The sequence below is a fragment of the Streptomyces sp. CA-294286 genome (assembly GCF_050947155.1).
In the GTDB taxonomy this organism is placed as follows: domain Bacteria; phylum Actinomycetota; class Actinomycetes; order Streptomycetales; family Streptomycetaceae; genus Streptomyces.
Genome location: NZ_CP192005.1, coordinates 553,438 through 568,188 on the forward strand (window position 1 = coordinate 553,438; position 14,751 = coordinate 568,188).

Annotated in this window: 4 protein-coding genes (1 of these 4 only partly in view); 2 read left to right on the forward strand and 2 right to left on the reverse strand. The window is 74.7% G+C overall.

Translation table 11 applies throughout. From position 1 onward, the window contains the following. A protein-coding gene (locus tag ACQPZG_RS07340; protein WP_433545014.1) for a type I polyketide synthase crosses the window boundary here: on the reverse strand, nt 1-12,432 show its beginning. It extends 16,473 nt beyond the left edge of the window; 12,432 of the gene's 28,905 nt are visible here — the first part of the coding sequence; its start codon is at nt 12,430-12,432; the stop codon falls past the left edge of the window. A 246-nt stretch (nt 12,433-12,678) separates the two neighbouring features. On the opposite strand from ACQPZG_RS07340, the gene ACQPZG_RS07345 reads away from it, so the two are divergent. After that, entirely contained in the window at nt 12,679-12,996 is a 318-nt protein-coding gene (locus tag ACQPZG_RS07345) for a chorismate mutase (protein WP_433545015.1), read from the forward strand. Nucleotides 12,997-13,095: 99 nt separating this feature from the next. Here the strand turns inward: ACQPZG_RS07345 and ACQPZG_RS07350 are convergent, their stop codons facing one another. Then, complete coding sequence (locus ACQPZG_RS07350; RefSeq protein WP_433545016.1) at nt 13,096-14,133, reverse strand: GDP-mannose 4,6-dehydratase; 1,038 nt, start codon at nt 14,131-14,133, stop codon at nt 13,096-13,098. A 286-nt stretch (nt 14,134-14,419) separates the two neighbouring features. Between ACQPZG_RS07350 and ACQPZG_RS07355 the strand changes: the two genes are divergently transcribed. Continuing rightward, nucleotides 14,420-14,746, forward strand: a complete 327-nt coding sequence (locus tag ACQPZG_RS07355) for a plasmid stabilization protein (RefSeq protein ID WP_433545017.1) — start codon at nt 14,420-14,422, stop codon at nt 14,744-14,746. The last annotated feature ends 5 nt before the right edge of the window (nt 14,747-14,751 follow it).

Consider the following 14,751-nt stretch of genomic DNA (forward strand, 5'->3'; position numbering starts at 1 on the left):
CATGGTCAGCACGGTGTGCGGGCTGCTCTCCACGAAGACCTGGTGGCCCTGGTCGAGCAGGGCGGCCACGGCGGGGCCGAAGCGCACGGTCCGGCGCAGGTTCCGGTACCAGTACGCGGCGTCCAGAGCGGCGGTGTCCAGCCAGTCACCGGTCACGGTCGAGAAGAAGGGGATCTCCGAGGTGCGCGGGCGCACGGGGGCCAGGGCGGTCAGCAGTTCGTCCTCCAACTGCTCGACCTGCGCCGAGTGGGAGGCGTAGTCGACCGCGATGCGGCGGGCCCGTACGCCCTCCGCGGCGAGCTCTTCGACGAGCGCGTCCAGGGCTTCCGGGTCGCCCGCGACGACCGCGGTCCGGGGCCCGTTGACGGCGGCGACGGAGATGCCTCCGCCACGCGCCGCGAGACGTTCCTCGATCTCCTCGGCGGGCAGCGGTACGGAGACCATGCCGCCGGAGCCCGCCAGGCCGCGGGCGATGGCCTGGCTGCGCAGGGTCACCACGCGGGCGGCGTCCTCCAGGGTGAGGGCCCCGGCGACGGCGGCCGCGGCGATCTCGCCCTGCGAGTGGCCGAGCACGGCGTCGGGGGTCACGCCGTACGAGGCCCACAGGTGGGCGAGCGAGACCATGACGGCGAACGTCGCGGGCTGGACCACGTCGACCCGGTCCAGGGAGGGCGCGCCCTCCGCGCGGCGCAGGACGTCGACCAGCGACCAGTCGGTGTGGACCGCCAGGGCGGCGGCGCACTCGTGCAGGCGCTCGGCGAACACCGGCGACTGGTCGAGGAGTTCGGCGGCCATGCCGACCCACTGGGAGCCCTGTCCGGGGAAGACGAACACGGTCTTGCCGTCGAGGTCGGCGGTCCCGTGGACGACGGCGGCGGACGAGTCCCCGGCGGCCAGGGCGTCGAGTTCGGTGCGCAGTCGGCCGGTGCGGTCGCCGAGGACCACGGCGCGGTGTTCGAACAGCGCGCGCGTGCCGACGAGGGAGTGGCCGATGTCCGCCGGTCGCGCTCCGGCCTCCGCGCCCCGGCGGTCGAGGTGTGCGGCGAGCTGCGCGGCCTGGGCCCGCAGGGCGCCGGGGGTCCTTGCGGACAGCACCCAGGGGGTCACGGCGCTGTCCGGGGTGGGTGCCTCCGCGCCGAGCTCGGCGGCGGCCGGGTCGGTGACGGACGAGGTGCCGGGGACGGCCGGCAGTGCGCGGCCGTCCGCGGCCTCCGGGGCCCCGGTCGGCTCCGGCTCGCCGGGCGCGCCCGCGGTCCCCGGCGCCTCCTCCAGCACCACGTGCGCGTTCGTGCCACTGATTCCGAAGGACGACACCGCGCAGCGCCGGGCGCGCTCGTCGGCGGGCCAGGCGGTCGGGGTGGTCAGCAGGGCGACGGTGCCGTCGCTCCAGTCGATGTGCGAGGACGGCTCGTCGGCGTGCAGGGTCTGCGGGAGCACGCCGCCCCGCAGCGCCATGACCATCTTGATGACGCCCGCGACGCCGGCCGCGGACTGGGTGTGGCCGATGTTGGACTTCACCGAGCCGAGCAGCAGCGGATTGCCGGTGGGGCGGCCCTGTCCGTAGACGGCCTGGAGGGCCTGGGCCTCGATGGGGTCGCCGAGTGCGGTGCCGGTGCCGTGGGCCTCGACGGCGGTGATGTCGGCGGCGGTCAGGCCCGCGTTGCTGAGTGCCTGGCGGATGACGCGCTGCTGGGAGGGGCCGTTGGGGGCGGTGAGTCCGTTGGACGCGCCGTCCTGGTTGATGGCGGAGCCGCGTACCACGGCCAGTACGTCGTGGCCGTTGGCCTGGGCGTCGGAGAGGCGTTCCAGGACGACGACGCCGACGCCTTCGGCGAGGGTCATGCCGTCGGCGGCCTCGGAGAAGGGCTTGCAGCGGCCGTCGACGGCCAGTGCGCGCTGCCGGCTGAACGCGATGAACGGGGCGGGGTTGGTCATGACGGTGGCGCCGCCGGCCAGCGCGAGGGAGCTCTCGCCGTTGCGCAGGGACTGGCAGGCCAGGTGCAGGGCCACCAGCGAGGAGGAGCAGGCGGTGTCCACGGTGACGGCCGGGCCTTCGAGGCCGAAGAGGTAGGCGAGGCGGCCGGAGAGGACGCTGGGGCTGGTGCCGGTGACGGCGTGTCCGGCGGACGCGTCGTCCATTCCGGTGCCGTACTCCTGGTAGGTGGAGCCGATGAAGGTGCCGGTGGCGCTGCCGTGCACGGCGGCCGGGTCGATGCCCGCCGATTCGAACGCCTCCCAGGTGCTCTCCAGCAGCAGCCGCTGCTGCGGGTCCATGGAGAGGGCCTCGCGCGGAGAGATGCCGAAGAACTGGGCGTCGAACTCGCCGGCGTCGTGCAGGAATCCGCCGCGGACGGAGTACGTCTTGCCGCCCGCGTCGGGGTCGGCGTCGTAGAGGTCCTCGGGCCAGCCGCGGTTGACGGGGAACTCGGAGACGGCGTCCACGCCGTCGGCGATCAGCTGCCAGAACTGTTGCGGGGAGCGGACCCCGCCGGGGAAGCGGCAGCTCATGCCGACGATGGCGATGGGTTCGTCGTACCGGCCGGCGAGCACGGCCCGCGGGGCTGCCTGGGCGTCGGCCGAGCCGAGTATCTCGCCGCGCAGGAAGGCGGCGAGGGCGACCGGCGTCGGGTGGTCGAAGGCCATGGTGCTGGGCAGCGCGAGACCGGTGACGGTGGCCAGCCGTGTGCGCAGTTCGACGGCGGTCAGCGAGTCGAAGCCCGCGTCGCGGAAGGCGCGGGTGGGGGCGACGGACTCGGCGGAGGCGTGCCCCAGGACGGTGGCCGCCTCGCGGCGCACCAGGTCGACGAGCTTGCGGTCCCGCTCGGGCTCCGGCAGCGCGCGCACCGCGCGGACGAACTCGGAGGCGGTGGCCTCGTTCTTCGGGGCGGCGGCGGCGAGTGCGCGGACCTCGGGCAGTTCGCCGAAGAGGCGGCTGGGGCGGGCCGCGGTGAAGACCGGGACGTAGGTGGCCCAGTCGACGTCGGCGACGGTGACGGCGGTGTCCCGCTGGAGGATCGCCCGGCCCAGTTCGGCCAGGGCGGTGGCGGGCGCCAGGAAGCGCAGCCCCTGGCGGGCGAGGCTGTCGGAGACGGCCTCGTGGGTGGCCATGCCGGCCTCCGCCCACGGGCCCCAGGCCAGGGAGGTGGCGTTCAGGCCGCGGGCGCGGCGGTGTTCGGCGAGGGCGTCGAGGTAGGCGTTCGCGGCGGCGTACGCGCTCTGCCCGGCGCTGCCCCAGACTCCGGCGACGGACGAGAACAGGACGAAGAAGTCCAGGTCCCGGTCCTTCAGGAGGGCGTCGAGGTGTGCCGCGCCGAGCAGCTTGGCGGCCGCGTACGCGCGTACGTCGGCGAGCGGTGTCGCGGCGAGCGGGGCGGCCTGGCCGAGCCCGGCGGCGTGGATCACCCCGGTCAGCGGGTGCTCGGCCGGTACGGAGTCCAGCAGGGCCGCCAGCGCGTCCCGGTCGGCGACGTCGCAGGCGGCGAGAGTGACCTCGGCACCCAACTGCTGGATTTCTGCGGCGAGTTCGGCAGCTCCGGGTGCGTCCGGGCCGCGTCGGCTGGTGAGGACCAGGTGGGCGGCTCCGTGCTTGGCGAGCCAGCGGGCCACCTCCGCTCCCAGCGCGCCGGTGCCTCCGGTGACGAGCACGGTGCCCGAGGCGGTGAAAGCACCGTCCTGGGGAAGCTCGGCGGCGGGAGCGCGCACCAGACGGCGGGCGTAAGTGGCGCTGCCGCGCAGGGCGAGCTGGTCCTCGGCGGCCTCGCCCGGGGCGGTGGCCAGCGCGCTGACGAGGCGCTGCACGGCGGGCGCGGTCAACGTCTCGGGCAGGTCGAGCAGCCCGTGGAAGGCGTGCGGGCGTTCCAGGGCGGCCACGCGGCCCAGGCCCCAGGCGGCCGCCTGGAGGGGCCGGGTCACGGGGTCGGAGCCGCCGGTGGAGACGGCGCCACGGGTGACGGTCCACAGCGGAACGGTGCTCTCGTTGTCGTGCAGGGCCTGGGCGAGGGCCACGCCGAGTGCGAGTCCCGCGGGCAGGTCGGCGCCGACGGGGTCGGTGGTGTCGGTGGTGTCGGCGAGGGGCAGCAGCGACAGCAGGCCGTGGTGCTCCCCCGCCTCGTCGAGCCGGGCGGCGAGTTCGGCGCGGTCCGGGCGCGTGGCGTCCAGGACGAGGCGGGTGAAGCGGGCGCCGTGGCCGCGCAGGGCGTCGAGGAGTGCGGTGTCCTCGACGGCGTCGGTGGTCAGGACGAGCCAGGTGCCGTCCAGGACGGGGGCGGCGGCGGCGCGGACCTGCTGCCACTGGACGCGGTGGCGGGCGGCATCCAACAGCGTCCGCTCGGCGTGGTGGAGCCGGTACGTCGACAGGGCGGGCAGCAGCGCGGCGAGACCTGCGTGCTGCTCGTCGCGCAGGCCGAGGATGCCCGCCACGCCGTCGGCGTCGCCGCGCTCGACGGCTCCCCACAGCGCGGTGTCGGCGGGGCCGGTGGTCCCGGGGGCGGCCGTGGCGGCGGTCCGCTCGGGCCAGTAGCGCTCGTGCTGGAAGGCGTACGTGGGCAGTTCGACCCGGCGCGCGCCGGTCCGGGCGTGGTACGCGGCCCAGTCCACGGCGATCCCCCGCACGTGGAGCCGGGCGAGCGCGGCGGTGGCGCTCCGTTCCTCGTCGCGGCCGGTGCGCAGCAGCGGGACGCAGGCGACGGCGTCGTCGCCGATGACGTCCTGGGCGAGGGCGGACAGTACGCCGTCCGCGCCGAGTTCGAGGAAGGTGGCGGCACCGGCCGCGCGGGCGGCGCACACACCGTCGGCGAAGCGGACCGCGCGGCGGACGTGCTCCACCCAGTAGCCGGGGGTGCACAGTTCTCCGGCCGCGGCGATGCGGCCGGTCACGTTGGAGACCACGTCGAGGACGGGCGCGGTGTACGTGAGCTGTTCGGCGACGGCGCGGAACGCGTCGAGCACGGGCTCCATGCGAGCCGAGTGGAAGGCGTGGCTGACCCGCAGCCGCTTGGTCTTGCGGCCTTCGGCCGCGAACCGCGCGGCCAGCGCGAGGACTTCGTCCTCCTCCCCGGCGACGACGACGGAGTCCGGTCCGTTGACGGCGGCGACGGAGATGCCGTCGGTGAGCCGGGCGAGCACCTCCTCCTCGGTGGCCCGAACAGCGACCATGGCCCCGCCCTCGGGCAGCGCCTGCATCAGCCGGGCCCTTGCGGACACCAGCGTGCACGCGTCGGCGAGGGTGAACACCCCGGCGCAGTGCGCGGCGGCGATCTCACCGACGGAGTGCCCGAGCAGCGGCCCGGGGCGCACCCCGAGCGAGGTGATCAGCCGGAAGAGGGCGACCTCGACGGCGAACAGGGCGGGCTGCGCGTAGCCGGTACGGTCGAGCAGCGCCGCCTGAGCACTGCCTTCGGCGGCGAACACGACGTCGCGCAACGGCACCTCGAAACCGTGGTCCAGATGCTCCAGCGCCTCGTCCAGCGCCGCCGCGAACACCGGGAACCGGCCGTACAGCTCCCGTCCCGCACCCGCCCGCTGGGAGCCCTGCCCGGCGAAGAGCAGACCGAGTACGCCGTTGCCGCTCCCGCCTTCGCACAGTGCCGGGTCGCTCTCGCCGCGGGCCAACGCGCGCAGGGCGCGCTGCAGCTCGGTGCGGCTGCCGACGGCCACGGCGCGCTGCTCGAAGGCGGGCCGGGTGGTGGCCAGGGACAGCCCGATGTCGTCGGTGGGCAGGTCGGCGTGCGTCTCGGCCCAGGCGCGCAGGCGCACGGCCTGGTCGCGCAGCGCTGCCGGGGTCCGGCCGGCCAGCGGCCAGGCGGTGACCCGGGACTCCTCGCGCGGGGCGGGGGCGGGCAGGGCGGGCGCCTGCTCGATGATGACGTGGGCGTTGGTTCCGCTGATGCCGAAGGAGGAGACGCCGGCCCGGCGCGGTCGGCCGGTCCGGGGCCAGGGCGTCTCCTCGGCCAGCAGCTCGACGGCTCCGGTCTGCCACTCGACGTGCCGGGAGGGTGCGTCCGCGTACAGGCTGCGCGGGACGGTCTCGTGGCGCAGCGCCATGACCATCTTGATGACGCCCGCGACACCGGCGGCGGCCTGCGTGTGGCCGATGTTGGACTTCACCGAGCCGAGCAGCAGCGGCCGTTCGGCGTCGCGGTCCTGGCCGTAGGTGGCGAGCAGCGCCTGGGCCTCGATGGGGTCGCCGAGGGTGGTGCCGGTGCCGTGTCCTTCGACGACGTCGACGTCCGTGGTCCGCAGACCGGCGCCGGCCAGGGCCTGGCGGATGACGCGCTGCTGGGAGGGACCGTTGGGGGCGGTCAGCCCGTTGGACGCGCCGTCCTGGTTGATGGCGGAGCCGCGCACCACGGCGAGGACGGTGTGTCCGTTGCGGCGGGCGTCGGAGAGCCGCTCCAGGACGAGGATGCCGACGCCTTCGGCCCAGCCGACGCCGTCCGCGCCGTCGGAGTACGCCTTGCAGCGTCCGTCCGGGGACAGGCCGCGCTGACGGGAGAACTCGATGAGGGAGGTCGGGGTGGACATCACGGTGACGCCGCCCGCGAGGGCGAGCGAGCACTCACCGGCGCGCAGCGCCTGCATGGCCCAGTGCAGGGAGACCAGCGAGGAGGAGCAGGCGGTGTCCACGGTGACGGCCGGGCCTTCGAGGCCGAGGGTGTAGGACACCCGGCCGGTGGCGATGGACGGCGCGGTGCCGCTGCCCTGGTGGCCCTCGAAGCGGCTGTCGGTGAGGGTGGCCGCGTAGTCGTTGTACATGACGCCCGCGAACACGCCGGTCTGCGAGCCGCGCAGCGAGAGCGGGTCGATGCCCGCGCGCTCGATGGCCTCCCAGGACGCCTCCAGCAGCAGTCGCTGCTGGGCGTCGGTGGCCAGTGCCTCGCGCGGGCTCATCCCGAAGAAGTGCGGGTCGAACTCGGCCGCCTCGTGCAGGAATCCGCCGGAGCGGGTGTACGCGGTGCCGGGGTGGTCGGGGTCCGGGTGGTAGAGCGCGTCGAGGTCCCAGCCGCGGTCGGTGGGCAGGCCGGAGACGGCGTCGGTGCCCTCGTGCACCAGCTGCCACAGGTCGTCGGGCGAGGCGACCCCGCCCGGGTAGCGGCAGCTCATGCCGACGATGACGATCGGGTCGTCCGAGGCGGCGGTGCGCGGGGCGGCGGCCACGGCGGCTGCGCCGCGCTCCCCCATGAGTTCGTCGAGGAGGTGCCCGGCGAGGGCCGTGACCGTCGGGTAGTCGAAGATCACGGTGGCGGAGGTGCGCAGTCCGGTGGTGGCGCGCAGCCGGTTGCGCAGTTCGACCGCGGTCAGCGAGTCGAAGCCCAGGTCCTGGAACTGCCGTACCGGGTCCACGTCCTCGGGTGTGCCGTGCCGCAGCACCGCGGCGACCTGGGCGCGGACGAGGTCGACGACGACCGCGGTGCGGTCCGGCCCGTCGAGCCGGGCGAGCCGCTGGACGAGTCCCGCGGCGGCTTCGGAGCCCGCGACGACGGATCGTCGGACGGGGGTGCGGACGAGTCCGCGCAGGAGCGGCGGTACGTCACCCAGCGCGCGCAGCACCGGCAGGTCGAGCCGGGCGGGCAGCAGGACGGGCGCGTCGACGGCGAGGGCGGCGTCGAAGAGCGCGAGTCCGTCCTCCTCGGTGAGGGCGGGCGTGCCCCGGGCGGCGAGTCGCTCCAGGTCGGCCTCCGACATCCCGCCGGTCATTCCGGCGGTGGGGGCCCACGGTCCCCAGCCGAGCGAGCGGGCGGGGAGCCCTGCGGCGCGCCGCAGGTGGGCCATGGCGTCGACGAAGGCGTTGGCTGCGGCGTAGTTGCCCTGCCCGGGGGCGCCGGCCGAGCCGGAGAGCGAGGAGAACAGCACGAAGGCGGCCAGGTCGGGGCAGTGTTGCCGGGTGGCCTGGTGCAGGTGCCAGACGGCGTCGGCCTTGGGCCGCAGGACGGCGCTGATCCGCTCGGGGGTCAGGGAGGTGACCACGCCGTCGTCGAGGACTCCGGCGGCGTGCACCACGGCGGTCAGCGGGTGCGCGGCGGGCACGGCGGCGAGCAGCCGGTCCACGGCGGCCCGGTCGGTGAGGTCGCAGTCCTCGACGGCGACCCGGGCGCCGAGCGCGCCCAGTTCGTCGGCGAACTCGGCCGCGCCTTCGGCAGCGGAGCCGCGCCGGCTCGCCAGCAGCAGGTGGCGCACGCCGCGCCGGGTGACGAGGTGGCGGGCCAGGGCCCTGCCGAGGCCGCCGAGGCCGCCGGTGATCAGGACGGTGCCCTCGGGGTCGAGGGACGCCCCGGCCGGTTCCCGGCGCGCCCTGGCGAGCCGGGCGACGAGCGCGGAGCCGTCCCGCACGGCCAGTTGCGGCTCCGCCCCGGTCAGGGCCTGCGGGGGCACGGCGGCGGGGGCTCCGGGGTCGAGGTCGAGCAGGCCGAACCGGCCGGGGTGCTCGGCCTGGGCGGAGCGTACGAGGCCCCAGACGGCCGCCGCCGCCGGGTCGCGGACGCCCTCGTCCTCTTCTGCGGCGACCGCGCCGCGGGTGACGAAGACGAGCCGGGAGTCCGCGGTGGCGTCGTCGTCGAGCCACTCCTGGAGCTGCCGGAGGACGCGCGCGGTCAGGGTGTGCGCCGCGGCGGCCGGGTCGCCCGCGGTCGCCGCGAGGACGGGCGCCAGGACCACGGCGGGCGGTGCGGCGCCTTCGGCCCGTACGAGGGGGGCACCGAGGCCGTACGGGTCCTCGCCGAGGACGGCGACGGACGGCGCGGCGGCCGGCGCGGTGGTGCCGCGCGGGCGGGTCCACCGCAGTTCGAACAGGGCCTCGCGGGCGAGCGCGTCGGCGGGGTCCGCCGCGGTCTCGGGCAGGGCGCGCAGGACGAGCGAGCCGACGGTGACGACCGGCCGTCCCTCGGTGTCGGTGACGCTCAGCGCGACCGCGTCGTCACCGGCCGGGGAGAGCCTGACCCGTACGGCGGTGGCGCCCGTGGCGTGCAGGGTGACGTCCTGCCAGGCGAAGGGCAGTCCGCCGCGCCCGTCCTCGCCCAGGTCGAGGAAGGCGCAGGGGTGCAGGGCCGCGTCGAGCAGGGCGGGGTGGATGCCGAACGCGTCGGCGGCGGCGGTGGACTGCGGCAGTGCCACTTCGGCGTACACGTCGTCGCCGGAGCGCCAGGCGGCCCGTACGCCCTGGAACAGCGGCCCGTAGCCGAAGCCCGCCTCGGCCATCCGGGGGTAGAGGCCGTCGAGGTCCAGCGGGCGGGCGTCGGCCGGCGGCCAGGGTCCGGCGGCGGGCTCGTCCGCGGCCGTCGGGTGGTGGTCCGTGGCGGCGAGGACTCCCTCGGCGTGCTGGGTCCACGGCTGTTCCTCGTCGACGGCCGCGTCCTGGCCGGCGTCGGGCCGGGAGTGGACGGTCAGGGTGCGTCGGCCGCTCTCGTCGGGGCTGCCGACCCACACCTGTACCTGCACGCCGCCCTGTTCGGGCAGGGCCAGGGGCGCGGCCAGGGTGAGTTCCTCGACCCGGTCGCAGCCCACCTCGTCGCCGGCCCGGACGGCCAGTTCGAGGAAGCCCGTGCCGGGCAGCAGGACGGTGCCGCGTACGGCGTGCTGGGCCAGCCAGGGGTGCGAGCGGAGGGAGAGGCGGCCGGTGAGCAGCAGGCCGTCGGAGTTGGCGAGGGAGACCGCGGCGGCGAGCAGCGGGTGGTGGGCGGCGCCCAGACCGGCGCCGCGCACGTCTCCCGCGTGGCGGCCGAGGGCCGTGCGGGGCCAGAAGGATCGGTGTTCGAACGCGTACGTCGGCAGGTCGACGGGGCGGGCCGCGGTGTCGGCGAACAAGCCGTCCCAGTCGACGCCGATGCCGCGCACGTGGAGTGCGGCGACGGCCTCGGTGAGGGTGTCGGCCTCGGGGCGGCCGGGGCGCAGCAGCGGGCTCGCCACCGGCTCCTCGGCGGCGGCCTGGGCGAGGGCGGACAGCACGCCGTCGGGGCCGAGTTCGAGGAAGGCGCCGACGCCGTGGCCGGTCAGCCAGGTGAGGGCGTCGGCGAAGCGCACGGTGCGGCGGGCGTGGTCGGCCCAGTAGTCGGGCGAGGCGAACTGGCCCTCGGTGGCGGGGACGCCGGTGAGGGTGGAGATCACCGGGACGGACGGGGCCTGCGCGTCGAGTCCGGCGACGACGGTGCGGAACTCCGCCAGCATCGGTTCCATCAGCGGCGAGTGGAAGGCGTGCGAGACGCGCAGCGGCTTCGTCTTGCGGCCGAGCCCGGCGAAGTGCGCGGCGACGGCGGCGGTCTCGTCGGCGTCTCCGGCGACGACGACGGAGTCCGGTCCGTTGACGGCGGCGACGGAGATGCCGTCGGTGAGCCGGGCGAGCACCTCCTCCTCGGTGGCCTGAAGAGCCGCCATGGCCCCGCCCTCGGGCAGCGCCTGCATCAGCCGGGCCCTCGCGGACACCAGCGTGCACGCGTCGGCGAGGGTGAACGCCCCGGCGCAGTGCGCGGCGGCGATCTCACCGACGGAGTGCCCGGTGAGGAAGTCGGGCGTGATGCCGAGGGACTCGACGAGCCGGAAGAGGGCGACCTCCACGGCGAACAGGGCGGGCTGGGCATAGCCGGTACGGTCGAGCAGCGCCGCCCCGTCACTCCCCTCGGCGGCGAACAGCACCTCGCGCAACGGCACGTCGAACCCGTGGTCCAGGTGCTCCAGCGCCTCGTCCAGCGCCGCCGCGAACACCGGGAACCGGCCGTACAGCTCCCGTCCCGCACCCGCCCGCTGGGACCCCTGCCCGGCGAAGAGGAAGCCGAGTCGGGTGCGTCCCTGGACGGTGCCGCGCACGAGGCCGCCCCGCCCGGCACCGTCGTCGTCCGCGAGCGCGGTGAGCGCGGCCAGTGCGTCGGCCCGGTCGGCGGCCGTGATCACGGCGCGGTGTTCCAGTGCGGCCCGGGTGGTGGCCAGGGAGTACGCGAGGTCGGTGTCGGGGTGCGACGGCTCGGCGGCCAGGAACTCGCGCAGCTGGGCCGCCTGGCCGCGCAGGGCCTGCGGGGTGCGGCCGGACACCAGCCACGGGAGCGGACCGGGGTCGGCCGTCCCGGGGGTCCGCGGCTCGGGGGCGGCGGTGTCCTCGGGGGCCTGCTCGATGATGACGTGCGCGTTCGTGCCGCTGAGGCCGAAGGAGGAGACACCCGCTCGGCGGGGTTCTTCGCGCCGGGGCCACGGGGTGGCCTCGGTGAGCAGCCGTACGGCGCCGGCCGACCAGTCGACGTGGGTGGACGGTTCGTCCACGTGCAGGGTCCTGGGCAGCAGTTCGTGGCGCAGGGCCAGCACCGTCTTGATGACGCCCGCGACGCCGGCGGCGGCCTGGGTGTGGCTGATGTTGGACTTGACCGAGCCGAGCAGCAGCGGTCGTGCGGCGTCGCGGTCCTGGCCGTAGGTGGCGAGCAGCGCCTGGGCCTCGACGGGGTCGCCGAGGGTGGTGCCCGTGCCGTGGGCCTCGACCACGTCGACCTGGTCGGCGGAGAGCCGGGCCCCGCGCAGGGCCTGCTCGATGACCCGTTGCTGCGAGGGCCCGTTGGGGGCGGTCAGGCCGTTGGACGCACCGTCCTGGTTGACCGCGGAGCCGCGCACCACGGCCAGCACCCGGTGTCCGTTGCGGCGGGCGTCGGAGAGCCGCTCCAGGACGAGCACGCCCACGCCCTCGGCCCAGCCGGTGCCGTTCGCGGAGTCGGCGAAGGAACGGCAGCGGCCGTCGGCGGCCAGGCCGCCCTGCCGGGCGAACTCCACGAAGGTGGTGGGGCTGGACATGACGGTGACGCCCGCGGCCAGTGCCAGTTCGGATTCGCCGGAGCGCAGGGACTGGGCGGCCAGGTGGAGGGCGACGAGCGAGGAGGAGCAGGCGGTGTCCACGGTGACGGCGGGGCCGACCGTACCGAAGACGTAGGCCAGGCGGCCGGAGATGACGCTGGTCGCGTTGCCGGTCAGGACGAATCCCTGCACGTCGTCGTCGGCCCCGGTGCGGTACTCCTGCGGCATCGCGCCGACGAACATGCCGGTACGGGTGGCCCGCACGGCGAGCGGGTCGATGCCGGCCCCTTCGAATGCCTCCCAGGACGCTTCGAGCAGCACCCGTTGCTGCGGGTCCATGGACAGGGCCTCGCGGGGCGAGATGCCGAAGAAGGCGGGGTCGAAGTCGGCGGCGCCCCGCAGGAACCCGCCGCGGACGTCGGTGGGGCCGTCCGACGGGTCGAGTTCCCAGCCGCGGTCGGCGGGCAGCCCCGTGATGCCGTCCCGTTCCTCCACGAGCATGGTCCACAGGTCCTGCGGGGAGGCGACGCCGCCCGGGTAGCGGCAGCTCATGCCGACGATGGCGATCGGCTCGACGGCGGCCGTCTCCAACTCGTGCACCCGCTGCCGCGAGCGCTGGAGGTCGGCGCTGGCCCGCTTGAGGTAGTCCCGGAGTTTCTGCTCGTTGCCCATATCAACTCAACCCATCTGGAAGCCCGGCGGACAGCAGGGGATCAGGCGCGGCAAAGCGCGCATACCTGCAGACCAGCGGCAAGTCTCCGGTCGGGGGCGCCAGGAAAATCCCTAGTTCCTGCCCGGAGGACGGGGCAGCGGGGGCGCTCCACCCGTCGCGGGCCGGCCGCGGCGGTCCCCCGGCGCTCGGCGCCCGACGGCGGGCTCTAGGGGTTTACGGAACGGGGCGAAGGCAGGATCGGCGGCATGTCCGAAACCGTGGTGGACGGCTCCGGGTCCGACCGACTCACCGACCTCGTCGAGCCGCACGAGCACTGTGCCCAGGCAGGCCCCGAAGAGCTGGACGAGTTCGTCGAGCTGGCCGAACTCGACGACCAGCTGATCGCTCTGGTGCTCCGGCGAGCACGGCGGGCCCGGGACGTCCAGCTGGTCCGGCGGACCTCCGGCCGGCCGATGTCACCGCTCGCCCGGGAGAACGAGATGCTGCGGCGCTACGCACAGCGTCTCGGCCGCGAAGGCACCGCGATAGCCCTGGCCGTGCTCGCGCTGTCGCGGCGCCACTGAGCCCTCGGCCGACCGCGCCCCGGCGGCACGGAGCCGGCGGACAGCCGGGCGACACCCCTGGCTGTCCGCCGGCCCGATGCGCGATTCCGGGCCGCCCCGCTACCAGCTCGCCCCCGAGAGTTCCGCGCGCTGTCCGCTCACCAGGCGGGCCTGCCGCAGGTCCGACTCCACCATCATCCGCATGAGTTCGGGGAAGTCCACCTCCGGTTCCCAGCCCAGGTGCGTACGGGCGTGGGAGTAGTCGGCACAGAGGGTCTCCACCTCCGCGGGGCGCACGAGTCCGGGGTCCACGGACACGTGGTCCTCCCAGTTCAGCCCCACGCATTCGAAGGCGATCCGGGCCGCGTCGCGCACCGAATGCATCTGGCCCGTGCCGACCACGTAATCGTCCGGCTGATCCTGCTGGAGCATCAGGTGCATGGCACGGACGTAGTCCCCGGCGTATCCCCAGTCACGCACCGCGTCGAGATTTCCGAGGTGCAGTTTCTCCTGGAGACCGAGCTTTATCTGCGCGACGGCCAGCGAGATCTTCCGGGTCACGAACTCCGCGCCGCGTCGGGGCGACTCGTGGTTGAACAGAATGCCGGACACGGCGTACATGCCGTAGGACTCCCGGTAATTCCGCGTCATGTAGTGGCCGTACGTCTTCACCACGCCGTAGGGGCTGCGCGGGTGGAAGGAGGTCGTCTCGCTCTGCGGCGACTGCGTCACCATGCCGAACATCTCGGACGACGAGGCCTGGTAGAAGCGGATCTGTCCGTCGACCACGCTGCTCGCCGACGGCTTGGTCAGCCCGCTGACGATCCGGATCGCCTCCAGCATCCGCAGAACGCCGGTTCCGTTGACTTCGGTGACCAGTTCCGGCTGCTGCCAGGACATCGGAACGAAGGAGATCGCCCCCAAGTTGTAGACCTCGTCCGGCTGCACGGTATTGACCGCCGTGACCAGGCTGCCCTGGTCCATCAGATCCCCGTGCACGAATTCGAGGTCGGGGACCAGTTGGCTGACCCGGTCCTTTCGCGGATTCGCCTGCCCCCTGGTCAGTCCCCAGACCCGGTACCCCATGGAGAGCAGATGCTCCGCCAGATACGACCCGTCCTGTCCGGTCACACCAGTGATCAGCGCGCGCTTGGCCATTCCCTACCCCTTCGTCTTCACGGAGGGGCCAGCGAAGCAGTAAAGGAGCTAAGGAATTTGCGAGACTTCGGCCGCTCTCCACCGGATCCCTGGCGCGCCCGCCGGGGCGACGACCGCGCGGCGCCGCGGTCCCCCGTCCGGCCGCGTCCGGCTCGCGCATCCGGGGGGACCCGCATCGGATGGGAGATCCGTGTGACGGCCCGGAAGGCGGGGCACGCGCACAGCCACAGGGACGCGGCGACCGGATCGCCCGCGTCCACCACGTCGAAACCGTGAGGAGTCCGTCATGCCCCGAGGTTCCAGCCCCAAGCGTGAGCGCCAGTACGAGCACATCAAGGAGGGTGCCGAGAAGCGGGGCACCTCCACCGAGCGCGCCAAGGAGATCGCCGCGCGCACCGTGAACAAGGAGCGGGCCCGCGCCGGCGAGTCGAAGACGGCGAGCAAGACGTCCACCCGGGACAAGAAGTCCGCCTCGGAGCGCGGCGGCGAGCGCTCCCACAGCGGCTCCCAGGGCCCGACGAAGGACCAGTTGTACGAGGAGGCGAAGAAGCGCGGCGTCGAGGGCCGTTCGTCGATGAACAAGCAGGAGCTGGCCAAGGCCCTGGGCCGCTGACCTGC

Excerpts from the sequence above, each read along its gene's own strand:
- ACQPZG_RS07345 (WP_433545015.1), top strand. The coding sequence starts at position 12,679 with ATGTCCGAAACCGTGGTGGACGGCTCCGGGTCCGACCGACTCACCGAC.
- ACQPZG_RS07350 (WP_433545016.1), bottom strand. The coding sequence starts at position 14,133 with ATGGCCAAGCGCGCGCTGATCACTGGTGTGACCGGACAGGACGGGTCG.
- ACQPZG_RS07355 (WP_433545017.1), top strand. The coding sequence starts at position 14,420 with ATGCCCCGAGGTTCCAGCCCCAAGCGTGAGCGCCAGTACGAGCACATC.